Genomic DNA, 21,533 nt, shown 5'->3' with positions numbered 1-21,533 from the left:
CGTGGGCGAACCTCGTCGGCCATCGCGGGCTCACCGGGGTTGCGGGACGCCGGCCCGCACCAGGTCGAGGGGGTCGGCCGCGATGCCGAAGCGCTGCCGCAGCACGCGGGCGGCGGCGTGCAGGCCGGACATGCCGTGCACGGCCTGCCCGGGCGGGGTCGAGGCCGAACAGAGGTACACGCCCGGCAACGGCGTGCGGTACGGGTCCCAGCGGGGCACCGGACGCGCGACGAGCTGCCACAACGTGGTGGCGCCGCCGGAGATGTCGCCGCCGACGTAGTTGGGGTTTCGCGTCTCCTCGCCGGCCGCGGTCACGACGTGCCGGGCGAGGACCAGGTCCCGGAAGCCGGGCGCGAATCGCTCCACCTGGGCGACGACGGCGTCGCTGACGTCCCTGGCGGAGCCGTTCGGCACGTGCGCGTACGTCCAGAGCACGTGCCGCCCCGCCGGGGCTCGGCCGGGGTCGACGACGCCCGGCTGCACGGCCAGCACGTACGGCCGGTCCGCGTGCCGCCCGGCGGCGACCGCCCGCTCCGCCCGCACCGCCTCGGCCCGACTCCCCACCAGGTGCAGGGTGCCCGCGCGGTCGCAGCCCTCGGCGGCCCACGGAACCGGCCCGGACAGCGCGAAGTCCACCTTGCACGCGGCTCCGCCGTGCCGGTAGCGGCGGAGCTGGCGGGCGTAGCCGCGAGGAAGGTCGGCGCCGGCCAGCCGCAGCAGGCCGCGGGGTGCCACGTCGAGGAGCACCGCCCGGGCCGCCGGCAGCGCCGCGAGGCTGTCGACCCGGTGGTCGGTGACCACCCGCGCTCCCCGCCGGGAGAGCTCGGCGAGCAGCGCCGCCGCGATGGCCCGGCTGCCGCCCCGGGGCAACGGCCAACCCACCGCGTGCGCCAGGGTGCCGAGCAGCAGCCCGGCGCCGGCCGGCGCCAGCGCCCGCGGCGGGGCGATGGTGTGGGCGCCCACCCCGGTCAGCAGGGCGGGCGCCACATCGCCACGGAATCGGGCGCCCCACAGTGGGGAGCCCTGCTCGACGACGCGCGCCGCCAGCCGCAGCGCGCTGCCGAGGTCACGCGGCGGGCTGCGGTAGTCGGACATCGCGAGGTCGACGAGGGGCCGCCAGCGCGCCGCGAGCGGCCCGAACAGCGCGCGCCAGGCGGGGCCGTCCCGACCCAGGCCCGCGGCCGTCCGTTCCAGGTCGCGCCAGGCCAGGCCGGCGCGACCGCCGTCGAGCGGGTGCGCGTACGCGACGTCGGGCTGCATCAGCTCCACGCCGTGCGCGGGCAGGTCGAAGGCGCGGAAGAAGGGTGATGCCACGGCCATCGGGTGCACGGCCGAGCAGACGTCGTGCCAGAACCCGGGAAGGGTCAGCTGCTCCGTCCGTAGCCCGCCCCCGGCCGTGCCGGCGCCCTCGTAGACCACGACGTCCAACCCGGCGCCGGCCAGGACCAGCGCTGCGGCCAGGCCGTTGGGGCCCGAGCCGACGACGACGACGTCGACCTCGGCTCGGGCGCCCCGGCGGGGGTGTGCCGCCGTCGTTGCCACGTCGATCCTCCTGTCGCTCGGCCGTCACGCGGTGCGGTGCCAGAACCGGCGCAGCGCCTCCCCGGGCGAGTCCATCCGGATCGCCGCCGCGAACAGCCGGGCACCGACCAGGCTGAGCGCCAGTGCGCTGGCGAGGATCACCGCCGTGCTGACGAGGATGTCCGCCGTCGAGATCTCCCTGGTGATCACGCCGAGCGGAACGAGGACGGCCGAGAAGGGCGGCACCTTGTTGACCACGTCGACCCAGGCGGCGCCGGGGTTCTGCACGGCGACGATGCCGACCAGGAAGGTCATCATGTTGATGAGCTGCATCGGCACGGTGATGGTCGGGGCGTCGTCGGGCTTGCGCATCAGCGCGCCGACCGCGCCGTGGATGACGGCCATGAACAGGAAGCCGAGGACGTACCAGAGCAGCACCACCCAGCCGATCTCCAGCACGATGCCCATCGTGGTCCGGTCGCCGCTGAGCGCGAGCAGGAGCAGGGCCGCGCCCGCCATCACGCCGGTCTGCACGAGCCCGGCGACGCCCGCGCCGATCACCTTGCCCCAGAGCAGCGCCAGTGTCTTGACCTTCGGTAGGAGCAGGTCGATGACGCGGTTTGCCTTCTCCTCCATGAGCGCCTGCGTGACGGCGGACGACATGCCGACGATCTGCCCGAAGAGCAGCACGACGACGAGATATCCGATCAACAGCCGGGCCGTGTCCTCCGAGTCGTCGGAGACGGCCGTGAGTCGCGGCGCCGCGGCCACGGGCTCCGCGCCCGCCAGCCGGTTCAACTGCAGCCGGGTGACGATGCTCTCCAGGTCGGCCAGCTGGGAGGACTTCCATGCGGCGCCCGTCGTGCCGGCGTCGCCGAGCGAGACGACGTACGGCGTCCGTTCGTCCGGCACCTGCCCGGGCTGGCCGGGCACCAACTCGTGGCCGGGCAGCTGGGCGGACGCGGCCTGGAGCTGTGCCGGGCTCAACCCGACCACGGCGATCCGGTCACGTTCGGCGTCGCCGCCGAACAGCTTCGGCACGAAGATCAACCCGGCGATGATCAGGACGCTGAACGCCAGGCCCATGAGGGCGGCGCGGGAGAAGGTCCGTAGCCGGATCTCGCGTCCGGCGATGATGCGCAGGGAGCGTCCGAACGGGACGCGGCCGTCACTCGGGGGCGTCGGCACGCCACACCTCCGCGAAGATGTCACTCAGGGATTGACGGGCACGGCTGAACTCGGTGACCTCGCCGAGGCGCAGGCACTCGCGCAGCACCCGCGACGGGTCGTCCGTGTCGACCGGGACGGCCCAGGTGTCGCCGTGCAGCACGCGGGCGTGGGGCAGCGCGGCCCGCACCCGTTCGGCCGGCACGGGCGCCTCGAAGGTGACCCGGACGACCGTGTCGCCCCGGTCGAGCAGCTGCGTCACCGTGCCCTCGGCGACCACCCGGCCCGCGTGCAGGATGACCGCCCGTTCGCAGATGCTTTCGACGATGTCGAGCTGGTGGCTGGAGAAGAACACCCCCACGCCGTCCGCCGCGAGTTCGCGGAGGATCTCCGACATGGCCGCCACGGCCGCCCGGTCGAGGCCGGAGAACGGCTCGTCGAGGATCACCAGTCGGGGACCGTTGAGCAGCGCCGCGATCAACTGCACCCGTTGCTGGTTGCCGAGGCTCAGCGTGTTCAGCTTGGCCGAGGCGTACCGCGCCGCGCCGAGCCGCTCGAGCCACCCGGCGACCTGCTCGCGGGCCCGCGCCTTGCCGGCGCCGTACAGCCGGGCCAGGTACTCGAGCTGGCGGGCCACCCGCATCTCCGGGTAGAGACCGCGCTCCTCCGGCATGTAGCCGATCGCCGAGCGGAACTCCGAGGTGACGGGTCGGCCGGCGACGCGTACCTCACCGGCGTCCTGCTGGAGAAGCCCGGTGATGATGCGGATCGCGGTCGTCTTGCCCGAGCCGTTGTTGCCGACGAAGCCGGTGATGGTGCCGGCGGGGACGGTGAAGCTGACGGCGTCGAGGGCCACGGTGTCGCCGTACCGCTTGGTCACCGCGCGCACCTCGACGTCGCCGGCGCCCGCCGCGGGCGGCCGGTCGACCACGCGCGGCGCCGTCTCCACGCTCACCGCTTCGCCTCCCGGCCGCCGATCGACGCGAAGACCGCGCCGAGGAGGAAGGCGATCGCGATCGCCAGGGCCCAGGTGCCGCCGTCGAGGTCGCCGTCGCGCAGGACCGCCAGCAGGATCGGCAGGGTCAGGGCGAACACGGCCAGGAAACGCAGGCCACGCCGGCGCTTCATCATGGTGTCGACTCCGTTCTCTCGTGCTGCGTTCCGGGGTTCTCCGCGACGTACCAGATGAACGGCTGACCCGGACCGTGCGTGACGTGCACCGAGGCGAAGCCCGCGTTCCGCATCAGCCCGGCGATCTCCGCCGAGTCGAGGAGCAGGACCCGCTCGGCGAAGCGGACCGGCTCGTCGCCCGCGTACACCGTGGTGGTCGCCGTCATGATGTCGCTGTCGGCGTCCACGGCGAGCCGGGTCCGCATCTTCTCGCCGCCGGGCAGGGCGGCGCTCATCACGCCGCCGGTCACCCGGATCACCTCCAGGTACAGCTCGCGCGCGTAGTACTCCATGCAGAAGATCGCACCGGGGTGCAGCACGTCCCGGACGTGGCCCAGCGCGGCGCGGAGCTCGTCGCGGGTCAGACAGCAGGCCATCGAGCCGAGGGTGCTGTACGCGGCGCCGAACCGCCCGCCGAGCCGGTCCGACAGCGGGTCGCGGAAGTCGGCCTCGACGAGCGTGACGTTGTCCGGAACCCCCTTGTCCCGGAAGGTGCGCAGCATGTCGGGGGAGTTGTCCACGCCGGTGACCGACCGCGCGGCGCCCGCCACCGGAACGGCGATCCGTCCCGTTCCCACGCCCAGCTCCAGCACGTCGCGGCCCCGCAGGTACGGGAGGAGCTGCTGCACGGTCGTCGTGGTGGGCGTCGGATCGGCGAACATCCGGTCGTAGACCCGGGAGACCCCGGCGCCGTACTGCACGCCCGTCATGGCGTCACCGGTTCGTAGTCCATGATCAGGTCGTACTTGGGCTCCTCGCTGTGGTCGTAGCCCGCGTACCGCACGAGCATGAGTTGCATCAGAGGGTGGTCCGGCTCCGGCTCGATCCGGTTGCGCACGAAGTCGACGATCAGGCGGTAGGCGGCTTCGCGGGCGCGTCCGGTGATCGGGTTCTTGCTGTTCACGTTGGACGTCAGCGTGGCGGCCACGTCGAAGATGCTCTTCTCGATGCGGCGGCCGGGAAACCAGATCGCGTGGATCGCCCGGCGCGGCGCCACCTCGTACACCGAACGCCACTCGGTGTGCCGGCTCTTGTCGGCGCTGGCCAACCGGTAGAGGAAGTGCTGGTCCTCCACCGCGGGCTCCGGGGCGAAGAAGCGCCAGTTCGGAATGAAGATTCCGGTCTTGTCGTACTTGCGGAGTTTGTCGTAGCTGCGGTCCGGGTGCTGGGAGATGACACTCGCCACGAACCACGACGACAGGGCGCCCAGCAGGAGCGCCTCCCTGGCCTTGAGCATGGTCACACCGCCTCCCGTGCCGTGCCGGAGGCCGGGCCGGTGGTCCATTCGTCGGCCGTCGCGCCGATCTGCTTGGCGACGTCCGCGCAGTGCTCCGGGTCGTGCAGCAGCGACAGGTGACTGGAACCCTCGACGACGGTGATCGCGCCGCCGGTGCCCGCGCCGGTGTACTCCTCGTACAGCTGGAACTGCTCGGGCAGGTGTTCGTGTGTCTCGCCGGCGGCGATCACCGAGATCGGCACGGGCACCGTCTCGATGGGGCGGCCGCCGTCGAGCATGAACGGGTACACGTACGACCACTCCCGGCGGCTGGTGTGCCAGGTCGACGCCGACGACAGCTCCCAGCGCAGTTGCTGCCGGTACGGGCTGTGCTGCGCGAAGGCGAGGATCCCCCGCTTGTCGAGCAGCGCGCCACCGCCGAGCAGCATGGTGGCCGCCGCCAGCATGAGGGTGGCGTCGAGTTGGGTGGCGCCGGCGCGCTGGGACCGGCTGAGCTGGAGTTGCCGCGGGTGCATGGGGTCGAGCAGGATCAGGCCCGCCACGCGCTCGGGCACCCGCCGGGCGGCCTGGTGCACCAGGTACCCGCCGAAGGAGTGCCCCACGAGGACGGTCGGCCCGTCGGTCAGGGCGGTCAGCACCTCGACCAGGTCGGTGACGCTCTCCGCGATGCAGTAGCGCTCGTTGTTGCGACGCAGCGAGTTGCGGTAGCCGGCCCGGTCGTAGACGACCACGGTGGCGGTGGGATCGAGATGGTCCAGCAGTTGCCGCCACGCCATCGCCGTGGTGATGTGCCCGGCCTCCAGCAGCAGGGTGGGACCGCCCGGCAGCCCCGGGCGCCGGTAGCAGGCGAGGATGTTGCCGGTCGGGCTGATTACCTGCTGTCGCTCCAGCTCGGGCGGGTCGGCCTTGGCCCGCAGGCTGCAATAGATCTGGTGGCCGACGCCGGCGACGCCGAGGGCGCCCGTCAGCAGCCCGGCCACCTTACCGAGACTCGTCATGACGTCCCCGTTCCTTTCGCCAGTGCCCGGACGGAGGGGTAGGTCGACACGAACGCCCAGGCGAAGCGGGACAGCCCCATCACCCGGGCGTTCGCCAGGTGGAACGCGCCCATGGCGAGCAGCCCGAGGTCGATGTGGCGACCCTTCCGGAGCAGGAGCAGCGGGAACCCGCACTCCAGGGCCAGGACCCCGTGGCAGAGCAGGCGCGAGGCGGCGGGCCACTTCGACAGCAGCGTGAAGAACTGCTCGTCGCCGTAGGTCTGGGTTCGCATGATCTTGACGAGCGCGTCACCGCTGCGCCACCGGTGCCCGGGCAGCTTGGCGAGGCCGGAGGCGCCGTAGGCCAGCACCGCCTGCGCGCCGATGAAGTCGCTGGCGATCTTGCGACTGCGGTCGGTGCCGCCGGCCCTGCCGAGCGCCGCGGCGGTCTGCACCAGGAACGACACCTGGTCGGAGCCGTCCGTGCCGAAGAAGTGTCGTGGGTAGACGACCAGTTGCGACGCCGAGAGGTAGGCGTTACAGGCCATCCGGACGCGGTTCCCGCCGAACGGCGAGATGAGGACGGCGGCGGCGGCCGCCCGGGACGCGTGGATGGTCTGGGTCACCGGCTCGCGGGCGACGAGGTCCATCAGCTTCCGGACCCGCCGCGACTTGAGGGGGAACTGGTCGCGGGTGTACTCCCAGTTGTTGAGCCCGCCCGGCCGGCGGTCGACGGAGCGGGCCATGTATTCGAGGCTGCTCAGAAGGTGGGTGACGGCGCTCAGCCTCTCGGCACTGCTGAGAGGCTGAGCGCCGACCCGCTCGGCAGCCCGTCGGAGACGGTCGTGCAGCTTCACGTCGGGGACCCGGACCTTCGGCTAGCTGTTGGCGGTCTTGGCGATGGCGGCGCCGGCTGCCGCACCGGCCACGGCCCACGCCGCGACCTGAGCGCCGGCCTTGAACGCCGCGATGAACGCCGCGGGCGTCGCCATGACCGGAACGACGGCCTGGGCGCCGGCCACGGCCTGGTCGGCGTTCACCTTGCGCAGCAGGATGTCGGTGCAGCTCATCCGTTCGTCACCTCGTAGGCGACGTAGGCCGCCCCGGTCACCATCCCGGCGCCGGCGACGAAGCCGAGCGCCTTGGCCGCGCCGGCGGCGATGGCCCCGGCGGTCGGGGTGGCGATGGTGAACGTCGCCATGACGGGCGCGGCGGCGCCCTCGGCCGGCGTCAGCGGCACGTAGCCGGCGAGCGCCGGGTTGCTGTTGACCTTGTCGAGAAGCATGCGGTTCCTCTCGTCGATGGAGCTGTTACTGGTGCGGGGAAATTGCTGACGACGAGCGGGCTGCGCCCGGACGTCGTCGACGGGGAGTCGTGGGATCAATCGGTGCCTCGACTGACTGCAATGGCGGAAGATCGGGTCCCTGACGCCATCCCGCCCTCCCCGTCATTACGCCGACCAACGTCGATTGATGGCTTGTCGGACATCGATCGGCGCCGTCGTGCCATTCGGTTATAGCAGCGGTCGGTGGGAATCCGGCACCCGAGATTTTGCACCTGCTATGTCCGCTTTGGACGCCCCATCGTCACTCTCCGCCACCGCAGCGAGGGAGTTCCGGATACGGAAAGTCGCCAACAGGCGCGGTATCGGCGCTCCTGTTATCGAAGCGTTATCCGTCACGTGGAGGCCCGGATCTGGGAAGCTCAAGAAAACCTCAAGAATCGGCCGTGCCGCCGGATGGTCCTGTCGGCCCTCCTAGGCTGAGGATTCAACCCGACCTCGGAATGGGCGGGCGAGCATTTCTCGAGACGAGCCGGAATGGGTTCCCGAATGCATTCTCGTGACGTCTCGTCCGGCGGTCGGTGACCGTTGTTCGGCGCCCCCGGAAGCATCTGTCAGCGAAACCCGGCGATGGCCGTCAGGCGGTTGTGCAGTTCGGCCGCCGCGCGATGGACCGGTCGGCCGGTGTTGGTCAGTGCGACGACACCGGTGCCCGCCTCCGGGTCGAACGCCAGGTACGCCGCGTACCCGCCCGTGGCACCGCTGTGCCAGAACTGCCGCCGGCCGTCGGTGGCCGGGGCGGGCCCGTGACTCAGCCACCCCAGGTGCGCCGCGCGGGACCGGTCGATCCGGTGCTCCACCCGCTGGCAGAGGGCGACCGCCTCGGCCAGCTCGCCACCGCCGGACAGGTGGGCGCGGAGCAGCACCACCAGATCGGCGGCGGTCGAGCAGAGCCCGCCCGCGCCGACCAGATCGGCCAGGTCCCACCGGGGCGTGGGTCGCCGCCGGGCGGTGTGGCCCTCGGCGAGCCGGCGGGTGTCGACCGTCACCCCGGTGTCGGCGAGCGCGAGGGGACGGCACACGGCATCCGCCACGAGGGCCGCGTAGGTGGTGCCCGCGCGGCGGGCCAGCGCCAGCCCGAGCAGACCCATCCCGAGATTCGAGTACCGGACCCGGCGGCCCGGCCGGGCCCGCAGCCGGGTCCGGGCGAGACCGGCCAGCAGAGCGTCCACGGTGCACCCCCGGTACGGGTCCGGGTCGCCCGGGTGCGTCAGGGCGCGGCGCAGCAGGCCGGCCGGTAGCCGGGGCAGCCCGGCGGTGTGGGTGGCCAGGTGGCGCAGGGTGATCTCCGCACCGTCTCGGGACGGCACGCGGGAGCCCGGCGGCAGCAGGTCACGCAGCGGTTCGTCGAGGTCCACCGTGCTGGCCAGCGACAGGCGCGCGAGCGTGAGGGCCGTGAACGCCTTGGTGACCGATCCGATCTCGAACAGCGTGCGCGCGTCGGGCACGGGCGCAGCCGGGCCGCCGGTGCTTCCCGCGGCGTGGACGACGGTCGCGTCCCCGGCGACCGCGGCGACGACGGCTCCCACCCGCCGCCTCGTCAGCCGTTGCGCGGTGCGGCGTACGAGAACGTCGAGGTCGGTCATCGGTCCATTCTCGTTTCCTCAAGAAGCCGCAAAGAACCGGTCGACCCGCGCAACCGCATGTCGACCGGTGCCGATACTGGCCCGGACCGGAGACACGGCCGGCCGGACTTTCCTGGCGACACCGGACGGCGCATTCCCGCTACGCGTCCGATCGGGCGCGTCGCCGTGCCGACTCCCCTTCGGCCGGACCTGACGACAGGAGGATCCATGCGCGTGTTCCGTGCCGGCCTCGCCACCGCGATCGTGACGCTCGCCCTGCTCGCGACGGCCGCCCCGGCCGGGGCGGCCCCGACCGCGACCGCCGCCGCTCCCACCGTGGTCCCCTGGTCGGCGTCCCACGGCGACGCCACCGCGAGCGGTGGTCGCTGGCTGGAGGTCCCGAGCGGGCGCATCTTCCCCACCGTGGTGGTCGAGGGTGAGCTGGCGACCGTCGGCACCGGGTGCCACTCGGTCTGGGTGCAGTGGTGGCGTGACTTCTACCCGTACCCGTGGACCCGGATCGCCGGCCGCTGCGGTGCGGGGACCACGCCGGTGACCACCCGCTACCACAACTACCTGCCCACCGTGACCGGCCAGCTCAAGGTCTGTCGAGGCGAGACGGACCAGCAGGACTGCGGCGCGCCGACGTCGTTGACGAGCTGGCCGGTGACTCGACGCTAGAACCGGGCCCCACCCGAACCACGTGGCGGTGTACGCCTTCGCCGACCTGGCCGCCGACCTCGCCGAGGCCGGTGCGGGGGTGACCGGTGGCCCCGAACAGATCTGGCCGTCGTGGCGAGCGCGTACCTCGACTTCGCATCGACCGGAAACCCGTTGGGCGCGTCGCACACGGTGCCCTAAGGTCCGAGCGGGCAGGACGTCGATCATGAGGGGGCGGCAGGGTGGGGGACCAGGCGGCGCGCCGGCAGGCGCAGGTGCTGATCTTCGACGCGGACGACACGTTGTGGGAGAACAACGTCGTCTTCGAGCGGGTGATCGACGACTTCCTGGCCTGGTTGGACCATCCGACCCTCGACCGGGGCGAGATCCGGGCCATCCTCGACGACATCGAGCGGGCCAACGCGGTGGCGCACGGCTACGGCAGCAAGGTGTTTCTGCGCAGCCTGGGGGAGTGCCTGGAGCGGCTGCGCGAACGTCCGGCCACCGACGCCGAGCGGCGGGAAATCGACCGCCTGGCCGTGGCGCTGGTCGAGCACCGCATCGAGCTCATGCCCGGGGTGGCCGCGGCGCTCGACGAGCTGGCCGGACGGCACGAACTGTTCCTGCTCACCAAGGGCGAGCGGGACGAGCAGCAGCGCAAGCTCGACGCGTCCGGGCTGCTGCACCACTTCCGGGCCACGCACATCGTGCGGGAGAAGGACGTGGAGACCTACCGCTGGCTCGCCCGCGAGCACGGCTTCGAGCCGGCCGGCGCCTGGATGATCGGCAACTCCCCGCGGTCGGACATCCTCCCCGCCAGGGCGGCCGGCATGAACGCCGTCTTCATCCCCAACGAGAACACCTGGGTGCTGGAGGACGAGGAGTTGGATCCGACCGACCACGGCGTCCTGCGCCTGGCCGCCTTCCCCGACCTGCTCCGGCACTTCTGACGTGGTGTCCACCCGGGAGGCCCAGCGGCCCGCGCCCTCCGCCGTCCCGCGACGTCCGGTCGTCGAGCGGGAGATCGAGTGCCGCTGACCTTCCCGTCCCACCTGGCCGCGGTCCTGCCGCTGAAGCTGTGGCGGCCGCGATGGTTCGACGGTGTCGCGCTGGCCACCGGCGCCGTGGCGCCGGACGTGGCGTACCTGACGACCGGCACCCGCCTCCAGATCACCGGTACGCACACCGCGGCCGGTCTGCTCTGGTGGTGCCTGCCGGTGGCGCTCGCCTACGCCTGGGTGGTGCGCCGGTGCGCCGGCGCCGTCGTCCCGTACCTGCCGGGCCTGCGCGACCTCCGCTGGCCGCGCTCCGTCCAGTCGGCCCGGCCGCACCGTTGGTGGATCACCGTGGGGTCGGCGCTGCTGGGCGCCGCCAGTCATGTGGCGTGGGACCGGGTTACCCACACCGACGGCTGGCTCCGGGCCCTGGGTGTCGACTGGTACGCGCGCACCGGCCTGCACTGGTGGACGGTCTCCGACCTGGCCAGCACGCTCGTCGGAGGAGTGCTGGCGGTCGACCTGATGCGGCGCCTCGCCCGCCGTCACCGGCTCGCGGAGGACCCCACGCCGCCCGCCCGGCCGGCGGTGTTCCGGTGGGTGGCCGGGGTGACCGTCGTGGCAGGAACGGCATTGCTGCCGTTCCTGCCGGAGGCCCGTCTCCCGGGCCCCACGGGAGTACGGTTGCTGCACCTGGTGGCGTTGGCGCTGCTGTTCGGCGCGTTCGTCGCGCTCCGCTCGGAACGCGGACGCAGAGCGGCTTTCGACTCGAAACAGCGCTGACGGCGGTGGTCCCGTTACGCCGACATGCCGGTTTTCGATGTTGACATCAATCACCCTTCCTGAGCGCGGACGATCCTTGTCCGACCTGCCGAAACGCGCCTAACCTGAGCCGGCGCCGACGGCTCTTCGGGGTGAGCCGGAAGCGCGCCGCAGTCCGGTAGTTGGGCACGTGGAGCTGAGTGCAGGCGGGCCGGCTCGTCGTGTCGGATTCGACGTGAGCGCCGTGCCACGCCCACGTTGCCGACAGGGCGATGTCCGCTACCACGCCGGACGGTTGGGTCAGGACCGGGGAGTTGCGGACCCGGTCCTGACCCGTTTTACGTTCCCTGCCTCTTGCCCGGAAGCCCGGACCTGGATCAGTCGTGTGCCGACGCCGTCCGTGGCCCGCGCGGCCACGTGGCTCGACGGAGCGAGCTCCACCGCGCACCGGCCGGTGCCGACGTCGATCATCAAGGTAGCCCTAAGATAGCCGCCCGTGTATTTTCTCCTACTTTCTACCCGTCGTATCGGCCCCTGACCGCTGGGTGACGGGTGAAGAGGAAGGTGCGGGGACTGTTGATCGCGGCCCTGGCCGTGGCCGTGGTGGCCAGCCTGGGCGGGCAACAGGTCCTGTCCGATCGGGAACCGGACGGCGTCACAAGCGCCCAGAAGGACGGAAAGAGTCTGCTCGACCGACTGGGCGACTAGCTCAGGTCGGCTATCTAGGGGTTGATGTGAAGAGACGTAAGATCGAAGAGGGAATGGTGTTCGCCGTTCCCCTTCGGTCCAGCGCCAACGCTCTCGTCGTCGTGACCAGGCACGGGCGGAGTGCTGTCACCGTGGGCTATTTCTTCGGTCCGCCACTCGATGTGTTGCCCGAAGCCGCTCCGGATTTGCGCCCTGAGGATGCCCTTTTCGTCGCGAGGTTCGGCGATATACCGTTGGTCAACGAAGAGTGGCCGCTGCTTGGCAGTCTTCCCGGCTGGAGTCGGTCGGAGTGGCCGTCCACGGCGTTCTACAGGGGAGGCATCCGGTCGCGCGGTTATGTGGTCGTCTATGACGACAGGGATCCCAACAAGGTCATTGGGGAGAGGCTCTCGGAGCCTGGCGAAGAGAATCTTCCCTCGGATGACCTCCATGGCTACGTTATCGTTCGAAACAGGCTGTCCAACCTCCTCCTTTGAGGAGGCGGCGGACAATTCGGTCCGATAGGTCCCGTAGGGTGTGGTGCGCGAGTGAGCATCCCACGCCCTACGGACCATGAGTCCATAGTCATTGGTTGAAATTGCCGCTCAATCTAGGACTGGCCGGAGAGCTCGTTCGGCCCGCGCGGACGGTACGGTTTCGAGTGAGCAGTACGCCGCCATGGTGGACGGTTACCGCTGCGGGCTGACTCGGGGAATCGATGTGAGGTACGTGATCGGGGATGAACGGTGCGGTCGACATATACCAGCGTGCGGACGGCCGCATCTACGTCGCCAGTAGTTCCCGTTCCCGGGAGGGCCCGATGGTGGTGAACGGCTGGTGCGAAGCGGTCGGCAACGACGTGACCGACGACCGGCTCGGCGCACTTGTCCAGGATGGCCTGCGGATCGGCGAGGGACCGGGACGGAACGTCTCGCTGGGCGACACGAAGGAGCTCCTGCGCCCGCTTCTGAAGCTGGCGAAGGTCAAATCCTTTGCGGCACTCGCGCGAGGCGCCCGTGCCGTGGGGTTCGATCGTGACGCTGGGGGGTCGTACGTGGTGGTGCCGACCGAGAACGCCGGTGAGCGCTCTGGGTTCAGGTTCGTCACGAGGGATCAGATCACCATCTCGCCGGACTCGCCGGCGGGCGACATCGGTAGGGCGGTGCGTGAGGGGTTGAGCCGGTCCGTGATCTCGGCGCCTAACCGCTCCAGAAAGTGAGGATGTGCTGCGGTGGAGTGGCGGCATCCGGCCGTCGCTCCACTGTCCTTTCTCTGTCGCCGAGGTCCCGTTGAGTTGTGAGCCATCTGTGGCTCGTCATGCGAGTCGGTCCGGCGGCCCTGACTCCTCCTGACCAGGCGGGGACCGGCTCGGTCGAGGTGACGCAAATGCCTGGTCGCGCTCTACCGATGTGGCGACGTGCCCGCCGCGCTGACCGCGTACCGGCGTGCGCATGCCACCCTGGACGAGCAGCTCGGCATCGACCCGGGCGAGGAGCTGACCCGGCTGCACCGGGCCATGCTGGACCGGTCGCCCGAGCTGGCGCACGTCTCGGTCAGCGCGCCGGTCCCGGTCGCCGCGCCGCCGGCGCCACCCCGCGACAGCGGCAGCCCCGTGCCCCGCGAGCTGCCGGCCGACCTGGTCACCTTCGTCGGTCGTACGCCGGAGGTCGCCGACAGCCTGGCTGTCGGTGTCGCCGTGCGCTCCGGCGACGAGGCGGCGGGACGGCTGCTGGAGCTGCTCGGCAAGGCACCGGACGCACCTGCGGTGCCAGAGCGGAACGCCGCTCGGCTCGGCGTCTCCACGCAGCGGGCCCGGCACGCCTTGGGAGGAGTTGGTCGACGCGCACCTGGTCCACCGGGACGAGCGAGGCCGCTACTGGTTGCCCGCGCTGGTGCGCGACTACGCCGTCGAGTTGGCGGGGTTGCCCCGGCGCCCGTCGACGGGCTGGCGGGTCGATCCGGTCGCCGCCTGAGCACCGTCCCGGGAACGTGCCGCGGCGGGAAGCCGTCGACGGAAACGCTCAGGCGTCCCCGCCGCGGACGATGGCCACCGCCACCCGGCAGAACTCGTCCATGTCGGGCTCGAAGCCCGCCGCGATGTCGGGGTGCAGCCCGCTGCGTGTCTCGTCGAGCAGCCGCTGGCAAACCTGCTCGACGGGCTCGCCCCCGTAGTCGGCGCGGACCCGTTCGGTGGCCGCCTGGAGCGCCGAGGTCAGCTGATCCTCCAGCGGGCCGCGCAGCTTCTGCTGCACGGGATCGAGCCCGCGCGGGTCGAGCGTGACATGTGGCTCCGACATCGGCGCTCCCTTCGTCGGCGTCCGCGGTACCCCACCGCGGTCGTCGGTCAAACCACGTTCGGTACGGTGGCCACCCGCACCTGGTACGAGAAGTCCTCGGCCGGCTCCTCGACGTACGACAGGCGGCGGATCTGCCGGTCGTCGTCGTAGAGCGCGACGTCCACGAGGACGCCGAGGTGGGCCAGGCCGATGCTGGCCACCCGCTTCTTGTCCTGGAGCACCGCGCACACCCCGCCGAGCAGGGTGCTCGCGTCGGAGGTGCGGTGCCCCGGCGGGCAGCGCAGCACGAGGTCCACCTCGATCGGCCCGGTGAGCGGAGTCCAGCCGGTGCGCTGGGCCGCCGCGCAGGCCGCGTCGAGCAGGGCGCGGACCCTCGTCGCCTGCCGGTGCCCGGCGGCGAAGATGGACAGCGCCTCGGTCTTGACCGGTGGCAGGCCGCTCACCTCGAACGTCAGGGCGAGAGCGCGGGTGTCCTGCACGACGGCACCTCCTCGTTGCGGACGATCCTGCCCAACCGGCGGATCGGCGGAGGGAGTTCCCGCGAGAACCAACCGATCGGGCAAGGTGGGGTCGGCCGGAGGCGTAGCGACGTCGGCGGCGTACGCGCTGGCAGCGGAGCTAGGAAAACGCTAGTGCACCGGGCCCGCGCGGGGTAGCCGCGCCGCTCACGTGGTGGGACGTGGCGCGAAGGCGCAGAACTCGTTGCCCTCCGGGTCGGCCAGGACCCACCAGCTGACGTCGGCGTCCGGCTCGCGCAGCAGCGTCGCGCCGGCCGCGACCAGCGCGGTCGGCTCCGGGTCGGTCAGGTCGACGTCCCAGTGCAGCCGGTTCTTGACCGTCTTGCGCTCCGGCACGGGCGCGAACACCCAGTAGTCCCAGGGGAAGCCGGCCGCGCCGACCACCGACGCGTGCCCCTCGTCGGCCGTCTCCACCCGGCCGCCGACGATCCCGGCCCACCAGGTGGCCTGGGCGACCGGGTCGGCGCTGTCGACGACGAGTTCGAACGGCCCGGGGCGGGTGCCGGAGCGGGGCGCGAACGCGCAGAACTCGTTACCGTCCGGATCGATTAGCACCCACCAGCCGATCTCGGCGTCCGGCTCGCGGACCAGCCGCGCGCCGGCCGCCAGCAGGGCCGCCGGCTCGGACTCGCCCAGGCGCAGGTCGAGGTGGACGCGGGTCTTGACCGTGCGGGGCTCGGGCACCGTGTTGACCCAGATCGACTCGGCGTCGGAGCCGGCGGAGCGGGGGTCGATCCGGGCGTCGCCGTCGCCGGTGTCGACCAGCTCCCCGTCGAGGATGGTGGCCCAGAAGCCGCCCAGGCGCTGGGCGTCGGCCGCGTCGAGACAGAGATCCTTGAAGCGCGCGATCATCCGGCCATTCTGCCGGTCGGGTACGACGTGTCAGCCCGTCGCCGCCCCGACCGGCCGCGAGTCGCCGCGTGGCGTCGCGACGCACGGGCACGGCGGCCTGGTCAGGGCCAGGTAGGAGCGGGCCGCGACCAGCAGGCCGGCCCCCCACAGGGTGTACGCGGCAAGGGTCACCACCAGGAACGCGTCCGGCGCCACGAGGCCGGTCACCACGGCCGCCGTACCGCCGACGCCGAAGTACGCGCTCAGGCCGGCCCCGACGAACAGCGCCGGCCCGAGCACCAGCCAGCGTGGTACCGGCCGGCCGGCGAGCGGCGCCACCCAGCCCGGCCAGACCCGTCCCCACCGGTACACCAGCGCGAGCGGCAGGAGCGTTCCGGCGAGCACCATCAGCACGACGAAGGTGAGCAGGTACGCCTCGGACGTGCCCGGCGAGGCGTGCCAGCGGACGTCCTCCGGCACGGCTGCCGCGAGACGGACCAGACAGCCGGCGACGGCGAGGTGACCGGCGAGCCGGGCCCAGCGGGGCGTGGGGTCCTCGCGGCGCGCGGGCGGGCGCCCGGGGACGCGACCGCAGCGCGGGCAGGCGTCGCGGGCGGCGCGCTGGGCGAGAACGGCCACGGCCACCGCCAGCGAGCCGGCCACGACCCCGGCCCCCTGTGCGAGCAGGACCGCCCGATCGGCCTCGGTCACCGGCTGGCCGAACAGCGCGCCGACGACCCTCAGGAGGCTCAGCGGGAACAGGAAGGCGTACAGCAGGAGCGCTGTTCCGCTGGTCCAGGCCGTCACCGCGCGGACGCGGGCCACCGTCCGGCGCCGCGCGGCCCGCCCCGTGTCGGGCCGCGCGGCGTCCGGCCACGCGGCCACGATCGCCGCGAGGGCGGCCGGGACCACGGGCGTCCAGTCCTCGGGCAGGAAGGACTCGCCGACATCGCCGAAGGGGGGTGCGCCGACGATCGCCCAGCCGGCGTGGACGACGGCGTACGCCGTGCACCAGCTCACCGCCAGCGGCCGCAGCCACCGTGCCCGTCCCGGTTGCGTCATGGTCGTAGCCTCGCCGGCCGCGGCGCCGCGCGACTCCCCGCCGCGGGGGACCCGGCCGCTCCGGCCTCCCCGGAGCGGGGGAGTGAGCGGGTCGGCGACACGCCGCGACCGCTTTGGGCGATTCTGGGCCGGATGGGCCGTCCCGCTCGCCGCCAGGTTTCGCGAGTTGCGAGGTCGGGCAGTGTTGGGGCCACGAAACGTCCGGGGACCGTCACTCGCCGACCCCGGCTCCCGGTCGTCTCGCCGTGCGCCGGGGCACGGTGACCTCCTCGGCTCGTGGCCGATCAGAGGGGAGGGGTGATGAACGACCCTGACGAGGCCGGACGTCGACGCCGACCACGGGTGCGCGTGGTGGCGGCGGCCGCCGCGGTGGCGCTGGCGGCGCCGCTCGCGGGCTGCGGTTCGGGTGGGGAGGGCGGCACACCCGAGATCAACCTGTACTACCCGCCGGAGCAGAACCTCCAGAAGGTCGTCGACACCTGCAACGCGCAGGCCGGCGGCCGCTACAAGATCGTCTACCGGGTGCTGCCCCGGCAGGCCGACGACCAGCGGGTGCAGATGGTGCGCCGGCTCGCCGCCGAGGACCCGGGGATGGACGTGCTTGGCCTCGACGTCACCTGGACGCAGGAGTTCGCGAGCGCCAATTGGATCCGCGAGTGGACGGGGCAGGACCGGGCCGAGGTGGAGCAGGGCACGCTCGCCGGGCCGCTGGAGACGGCCCGCTATGAGGGCAAGTTGTACGCGGCGCCGAAGAACACGAACGTTCAGTTGCTCTGGTACCGCAAGGACCTCGTGCCGCAGCCGCCGAAGACCTGGGACCAGATGATCTCTATGGCGCAGGATCTGAAGGGGCAGGGCAAGCCGCACCAGATCCTCACCATGGGCGCCCAGTACGAGGGTCTCGTCGTCCTCTACAACACCCTCGCGGAGAGCGCCGGCGGGCGGATCCTCAGCGAGGACGGCAGCAAGGCCGTCATGGACGAGGGTGCCATGCGGGCGCTGGAGCAGTTGCAGCGCTTCGCCACCTCCGGCGTGACGTCGCCGTCGTTCAGCAACGCCACCGAGGACCCGGTCCGGCTCGAGTTCCAGTCCGGCAACGGCGCCTTCCAGGTCAACTGGCCGTTCGTCTACCCCGCCATGCAGGAGGCGAACCCGGACCTGGCCCAGCAGGTCGCCTGGGCCCGCGTGCCGGGCATCGACGAGGGCACCCCGAGCCGGGTCACCATCGGCGGCGTCGACCTGGCCGTCAGCAGGTACTCGAAGCACCCCGACCTGTCCTTCGAGGTCGCCAAGTGCCTGCGCAACGCGGAGAACCAGAAGTTCTCCGCGATCAACGACGGCGTGCCGCCGACGATCGAGAAGGTCTACGACGACCCGGAGATGGTCGAGGCGTACCCCATGAAGGACACGATCGTCGAGGAGCTGCGGGATCCGGCGGTGCGTCCGCTGACCCCGGCCTACCAGAGCATCTCCACCGTCATGTCCGCCGTGCTCTCGCCGCCGTCGGCCATCCGGCCGCAGCAGACCGCGGACGAACTGCGCAAGGCCATCGCCGACGCGCTCGAGTCGAAGGGGGTGCTGCCGTGAGCGTGAACGCGACGCCGGCGGGCGCCGAGGCCACCGCCGACGGGACCGCCGCCCGCACCACGGGCCGGCACGCGGCCGTGCCGACCCAGCGCGCGCGGCGGGGTCGGGCGCCGCTCAGTGAGAACAAGAAGGCCGAGCGCCGGCTGGGCTGGCTGCTGTGCGCGCCTGCCGCGCTCGTCATGCTCGCGGTGACCGCGTACCCGATCCTCTACTCGGTCTGGCTGTCCCTGCAACGCTTCGACCTGCGGTTTCCCGACCAGCGCGAGTTCGTGGGGCTGGACAACTACGCCACCGTGTTGACCAACGAGTTCTGGTGGACCGCGTTCGGCGTGACCGCCCTGATCACCGTGGTGACCGTGGCGATCGAGCTCGTGCTCGGCATGGGACTGGCCCTCGTCATGCACCGGACGCTCGTCGGTCGGGGCATCGTGCGGACCGCGGCGCTGATCCCGTACGGCATCGTGACGGTGGTCGCCGCCTTCTCTTGGCGGTACGCCTGGACGCCGGGCACCGGCTACCTGGCCAACCTGTTCGGCGAGGGCGCGCCGCTCACCGAGCGGGCCAGCTCGCTGGCCATCATCATGCTGGCCGAGATCTGGAAGACCACCCCGTTCATGGCGCTGCTGCTGATGGCCGGGCTGGCGCTCGTGCCGGAGGACCTGCTCAAGGCCGCCTCGACGGACGGGGCGACGGCCTGGCAGCGGTTCACGAAGGTGATGCTGCCGGTGATGAAGCCGGCGATCCTCGTCGCGCTGCTGTTCCGCACGCTGGACGCCTTCCGGGTGTTCGACAACATCTTCATCCTCACGGCGGGCGGCAACGAGACCTCGTCGGTGTCGATGCTCACCTACAACAACCTGATCCGCGGCCTCAACCTCGGCATCGGGTCGACGATGTCGGTGCTGATCTTCCTCGCCGTGGCGATCATCGCGTTCGTCTTCGTGAAGCTCTTCGGCACCGCCGCCCCCGGCAGCTCCGACGACGAGAGGCGCTGAGATGGCTACCGAAACCACCACTCGGGCGAAGCTGCGGTGGGGTCTGCTGGACGTCGTCGTGGTCGTCTTCGCGCTGATCCCGGTGCTCTGGATCGCGTCGCTGTCGTTCAAGACGCCGGCCACGCTGACCGACGGGAAGTTCATCCCCCGCGAGTGGACGCTGGAGAACTACCGGACGATCTTCGACACCGACCAGTTCGTCCGGGCCCTCGTGAACTCGATCGGCATCGCGCTGATCGCCACCCTGGTCGCCGTGGTGCTCGGCGCCATGGCGGCGTACGCGATCTCCCGGCTGGACTTTCCGGGCAAGCGGCTGCTTGTCGGGGTCTCCCTGCTGATCGCGATGTTCCCGCAGGTGTCGCTCGTGTCGCCGCTGTTCGAGATCGAGCGGCAGCTCGGCCTGTTCGACACCTGGCCGGGTCTGATCCTGCCGTACATCACGTTCGCCCTGCCGCTTGCGATCTACACGCTGTCGGCGTTCTTCAAGCAGATCCCGTGGGACCTGGAGAAGGCGGCGAAGATGGATGGCGCGACCCAGGGCCAGGCGTTCCGGCGGGTGATCGCGCCGCTGGCCGCCCCGGGGCTGTTCACGACGGCGATCCTCGTGTTCATCTTCTGCTGGAACGACTTCCTGTTCGCCATCTCGCTGACCTCCACCGAGCGGTCCCGCACGGTGCCGGCGGCACTGTCGTTCTTCACGGGCGCGTCGCAGTTCGAGGACCCCACCGGGGCGATCTGCGCCGCCGCCGTGGTGATCACCGTTCCGATCATCCTGTTCGTGCTCTTCTTCCAGCGCCGCATCGTGTCCGGCCTGACCTCCGGTGCAGTAAAGGGATAGGTGGTAGTCGTGCGTAGCCAAGGGTTCAGGTGGTAACAGTGGCTGACATCGTGCTCGACAAGGTGAGCAAGCGGTTCCCGGACGGGACCGTCGCGGTGCGGGACGTCGACCTGGAGATCGCCGACGGCGAGTTCGTGATCCTGGTGGGCCCGTCCGGCTGCGGCAAGTCCACCACCCTCAACATGATCGCCGGGTTGGAGGACATCAGCTCGGGCGAGCTGCGCATCGGCGGCCAGCGGGTCAACGACAAGGCGCCCCGGGACCGGGACATCGCCATGGTCTTCCAGTCGTACGCGCTCTACCCGAACATGACGGTGCGGGAGAACATGGCGTTCCCGCTGCGGCTGCAGAAGCTGGACCGGGAAACGATCAACAGCAAGGTCGAGGACGCCGCGAAGGTCCTCGAGCTGACCGCCCTGCTCGACCGCAAGCCCGCCAACCTCTCCGGTGGGCAGCGGCAGCGGGTGGCCATGGGCCGGGCGATCGTCCGGCAGCCGAAGGCGTTCCTCATGGACGAGCCCCTGTCCAACCTGGACGCGAAGCTGCGGGTGCAGATGCGCACGGTGGTGTCCCGGCTGCAGAAGCAGCTCGGCACCACGACCGTGTACGTCACGCACGACCAGACCGAGGCGATGACCCTCGGCGACCGCGTGGTGATCATGCGCGGTGGCGAGGTGCAGCAGGTCGGCCCGCCGCAGGAGCTGTACGACCACCCGCGCAACCTGTTCGTGGCCGGCTTCATCGGCTCCCCGTCGATGAACTTCCTGCACGCCGCGGCGCAGGACGGCCATCTGCGTACCGCGCTCGGCGACGTGCCGATCGGCGACCGGGTGCGGCGGCAGCTCGAGGGCGCGGACGCCCCGCGCGAGCTGATCCTCGGCGTCCGGCCCGAGCACTTCGAGGACGCCGCGCTGGTCGACGAAGCGACCCGCCGCCGGGGGATGGAGTTCGAGGCGCCCGTGGAGATCGTCGAGTCGATGGGCTCGGACAAGTACGTCTACTTCACGGTCGAGGGGGAGCGGGCCAGCGCCGCCGAGCTGGAGGAGCTGGCCGCCGACGCGGGCGCGGCTGACTTCACCGGCGCCGGGGCCAACCTGGTCACGCGGCTGTCGGCGGAGTCGCCGGTGGTCGAGGGGGAGACCCGCCGGGTCTGGTTCAACCTCGAGAAGATTCACCTCTTCGACCCGTCCAACGGCCGCAACCTCACGCTGCACGAGGGTCGCGCGGCGGGCGCGCTGGCCGACTGACGGCGTTCCGGGGACCGGGCCGGCGGGTGTGGACCCGCCGGCCCGGCGCGTCGCGCAGGGCGGGTCCTGCGGAGC

General features: G+C 71.6%; 26 protein-coding genes and 1 pseudogene. 12 read left to right on the top strand and 15 right to left on the bottom strand.

Features of this window, described 5'->3' with window-relative positions; genetic code table 11:
- Positions 1–30: 30 nt before the first annotated feature.
- The 11 genes from ACSNOA_RS22650 to ACSNOA_RS22600 form a co-directional block, all read right to left on the bottom strand.
- Positions 31–1,542 carry a phytoene desaturase family protein gene (locus tag ACSNOA_RS22650; RefSeq protein WP_436661195.1) on the bottom strand — a complete coding sequence of 504 codons (1,512 nt, stop codon included), beginning with the start codon at positions 1,540–1,542 and terminating at the stop codon, positions 31–33.
- Positions 1,543–1,566: 24 nt separating this feature from the next.
- Complete coding sequence (locus ACSNOA_RS22645; RefSeq protein ID WP_436661194.1) at positions 1,567–2,709, bottom strand: ABC transporter permease; 1,143 nt, start codon at positions 2,707–2,709, stop codon at positions 1,567–1,569.
- Positions 2,690–3,643: an ABC transporter ATP-binding protein gene (locus ACSNOA_RS22640; protein ID WP_436661192.1), complete on the bottom strand. Its 954-nt coding sequence runs from the start codon at positions 3,641–3,643 to the stop codon at positions 2,690–2,692. Before ACSNOA_RS22640 ends, ACSNOA_RS22645 begins: the two co-directional genes overlap by 20 nt.
- Positions 3,640–3,819 (bottom strand): hypothetical protein, encoded by a 180-nt coding sequence (locus ACSNOA_RS22635; protein WP_436661190.1) that lies wholly within the window; start codon positions 3,817–3,819, stop codon positions 3,640–3,642. The genes ACSNOA_RS22640 and ACSNOA_RS22635 overlap by 4 nt, the downstream gene beginning before the upstream one ends.
- On the bottom strand, positions 3,816–4,568 hold the full coding sequence (locus tag ACSNOA_RS22630; protein ID WP_436661188.1) for a methyltransferase domain-containing protein: 753 nt from the start codon (positions 4,566–4,568) through the stop codon (positions 3,816–3,818). The genes ACSNOA_RS22635 and ACSNOA_RS22630 overlap by 4 nt, the downstream gene beginning before the upstream one ends.
- Positions 4,565–5,101 (bottom strand): hypothetical protein, encoded by a 537-nt coding sequence (locus ACSNOA_RS22625; RefSeq protein WP_358186124.1) that lies wholly within the window; start codon positions 5,099–5,101, stop codon positions 4,565–4,567. Before ACSNOA_RS22625 ends, ACSNOA_RS22630 begins: the two co-directional genes overlap by 4 nt.
- Positions 5,098–6,093, bottom strand: coding sequence for an alpha/beta fold hydrolase (locus tag ACSNOA_RS22620; RefSeq protein WP_436661186.1), 996 nt, complete (start codon positions 6,091–6,093; stop codon positions 5,098–5,100). Before ACSNOA_RS22620 ends, ACSNOA_RS22625 begins: the two co-directional genes overlap by 4 nt.
- The gene (locus tag ACSNOA_RS22615; protein ID WP_436661184.1) at positions 6,090–6,818 is read right to left on the bottom strand and encodes a hypothetical protein; all 729 of its coding nucleotides are present in this window, start codon (positions 6,816–6,818) and stop codon (positions 6,090–6,092) included. The genes ACSNOA_RS22620 and ACSNOA_RS22615 overlap by 4 nt, the downstream gene beginning before the upstream one ends.
- A 132-nt stretch (positions 6,819–6,950) precedes the next feature.
- On the bottom strand, positions 6,951–7,142 hold the full coding sequence (locus tag ACSNOA_RS22610) for a hypothetical protein (RefSeq protein ID WP_436661182.1): 192 nt from the start codon (positions 7,140–7,142) through the stop codon (positions 6,951–6,953).
- Positions 7,139–7,357, bottom strand: coding sequence for a hypothetical protein (locus ACSNOA_RS22605; protein ID WP_436661180.1), 219 nt, complete (start codon positions 7,355–7,357; stop codon positions 7,139–7,141). The genes ACSNOA_RS22610 and ACSNOA_RS22605 overlap by 4 nt, the downstream gene beginning before the upstream one ends.
- A gap of 611 nt (positions 7,358–7,968) precedes the next feature.
- A complete protein-coding gene (locus tag ACSNOA_RS22600) occupies positions 7,969–9,000 on the bottom strand; it encodes a serine hydrolase domain-containing protein (protein WP_436661178.1) in 1,032 nt (343 codons plus the stop codon).
- A 207-nt stretch (positions 9,001–9,207) separates the two neighbouring features.
- Between ACSNOA_RS22600 and ACSNOA_RS22595 the strand changes: the two genes are divergently transcribed.
- From ACSNOA_RS22595 to ACSNOA_RS22560, 8 genes and pseudogenes are all read left to right on the top strand, one after another.
- The gene (locus tag ACSNOA_RS22595) at positions 9,208–9,660 is read left to right on the top strand and encodes a hypothetical protein (RefSeq protein ID WP_436661176.1); all 453 of its coding nucleotides are present in this window, start codon (positions 9,208–9,210) and stop codon (positions 9,658–9,660) included.
- 254 nt (positions 9,661–9,914) lie between these two features.
- On the top strand, positions 9,915–10,589 hold the full coding sequence (locus tag ACSNOA_RS22590) for an HAD family hydrolase (RefSeq protein WP_436662414.1): 675 nt from the start codon (positions 9,915–9,917) through the stop codon (positions 10,587–10,589).
- Positions 10,590–10,667: 78 nt separating this feature from the next.
- Positions 10,668–11,417, top strand: coding sequence for a DUF4184 family protein (locus ACSNOA_RS22585; protein WP_436661174.1), 750 nt, complete (start codon positions 10,668–10,670; stop codon positions 11,415–11,417).
- A gap of 543 nt (positions 11,418–11,960) precedes the next feature.
- Complete coding sequence (locus ACSNOA_RS22580; protein ID WP_436661173.1) at positions 11,961–12,104, top strand: hypothetical protein; 144 nt, start codon at positions 11,961–11,963, stop codon at positions 12,102–12,104.
- A 26-nt stretch (positions 12,105–12,130) separates the two neighbouring features.
- Positions 12,131–12,580, top strand: a complete 450-nt coding sequence (locus tag ACSNOA_RS22575) for an Imm26 family immunity protein (protein WP_436661171.1) — start codon at positions 12,131–12,133, stop codon at positions 12,578–12,580.
- Positions 12,581–12,822: 242 nt separating this feature from the next.
- The gene (locus ACSNOA_RS22570) at positions 12,823–13,302 is read left to right on the top strand and encodes a hypothetical protein (RefSeq protein WP_436661169.1); all 480 of its coding nucleotides are present in this window, start codon (positions 12,823–12,825) and stop codon (positions 13,300–13,302) included.
- A gap of 171 nt (positions 13,303–13,473) precedes the next feature.
- Positions 13,474–13,593 (top strand): annotated as a pseudogene (locus ACSNOA_RS22565) (BTAD domain-containing putative transcriptional regulator); the annotation flags it as partial.
- A 322-nt stretch (positions 13,594–13,915) separates the two neighbouring features.
- Positions 13,916–14,056: a hypothetical protein gene (locus tag ACSNOA_RS22560; RefSeq protein ID WP_436661167.1), complete on the top strand. Its 141-nt coding sequence runs from the start codon at positions 13,916–13,918 to the stop codon at positions 14,054–14,056.
- Between the two features lie 48 nt (positions 14,057–14,104).
- Here ACSNOA_RS22560 and ACSNOA_RS22555 read toward each other — a convergent pair whose 3' ends face one another.
- From ACSNOA_RS22555 to ACSNOA_RS22540, 4 genes are all read right to left on the bottom strand, one after another.
- Positions 14,105–14,380, bottom strand: a complete 276-nt coding sequence (locus ACSNOA_RS22555; RefSeq protein ID WP_436661165.1) for a hypothetical protein — start codon at positions 14,378–14,380, stop codon at positions 14,105–14,107.
- A gap of 47 nt (positions 14,381–14,427) precedes the next feature.
- Complete coding sequence (locus ACSNOA_RS22550) at positions 14,428–14,859, bottom strand: hypothetical protein (RefSeq protein WP_436661163.1); 432 nt, start codon at positions 14,857–14,859, stop codon at positions 14,428–14,430.
- A 186-nt stretch (positions 14,860–15,045) separates the two neighbouring features.
- Entirely contained in the window at positions 15,046–15,750 is a 705-nt protein-coding gene (locus tag ACSNOA_RS22545; protein WP_436661161.1) for a VOC family protein, read from the bottom strand.
- 30 nt (positions 15,751–15,780) lie between these two features.
- Positions 15,781–16,791 (bottom strand): hypothetical protein, encoded by a 1,011-nt coding sequence (locus ACSNOA_RS22540; RefSeq protein WP_436661159.1) that lies wholly within the window; start codon positions 16,789–16,791, stop codon positions 15,781–15,783.
- Positions 16,792–17,091: 300 nt separating this feature from the next.
- Here ACSNOA_RS22540 and ACSNOA_RS22535 point away from each other — a divergent pair, with 300 nt between their 5' ends.
- The 4 genes from ACSNOA_RS22535 to ACSNOA_RS22520 are packed head-to-tail and all read left to right on the top strand — an operon-like array spanning position 17,092 to position 21,458.
- Positions 17,092–18,378 carry an ABC transporter substrate-binding protein gene (locus ACSNOA_RS22535; protein ID WP_436661158.1) on the top strand — a complete coding sequence of 429 codons (1,287 nt, stop codon included), beginning with the start codon at positions 17,092–17,094 and terminating at the stop codon, positions 18,376–18,378.
- Positions 18,375–19,373, top strand: coding sequence for a carbohydrate ABC transporter permease (locus ACSNOA_RS22530; protein ID WP_436661157.1), 999 nt, complete (start codon positions 18,375–18,377; stop codon positions 19,371–19,373). The genes ACSNOA_RS22535 and ACSNOA_RS22530 overlap by 4 nt, the downstream gene beginning before the upstream one ends.
- 1 nt (position 19,374) lies before the next feature.
- Positions 19,375–20,211 (top strand): carbohydrate ABC transporter permease, encoded by an 837-nt coding sequence (locus tag ACSNOA_RS22525; RefSeq protein WP_436661155.1) that lies wholly within the window; start codon positions 19,375–19,377, stop codon positions 20,209–20,211.
- A 38-nt stretch (positions 20,212–20,249) separates the two neighbouring features.
- Positions 20,250–21,458 carry an ABC transporter ATP-binding protein gene (locus ACSNOA_RS22520; RefSeq protein WP_436661153.1) on the top strand — a complete coding sequence of 403 codons (1,209 nt, stop codon included), beginning with the start codon at positions 20,250–20,252 and terminating at the stop codon, positions 21,456–21,458.
- Positions 21,459–21,533 lie beyond the last annotated feature (75 nt).

Origin of the sequence: Micromonospora sp. URMC 103, assembly GCF_051386435.1 — a bacterium.
In the GTDB taxonomy this organism is placed as follows: domain Bacteria; phylum Actinomycetota; class Actinomycetes; order Mycobacteriales; family Micromonosporaceae; genus Micromonospora.
The sequence above is the reverse complement of the archived record's forward strand: the minus strand, read 5'-3'. Positions and strand labels throughout refer to the sequence as shown.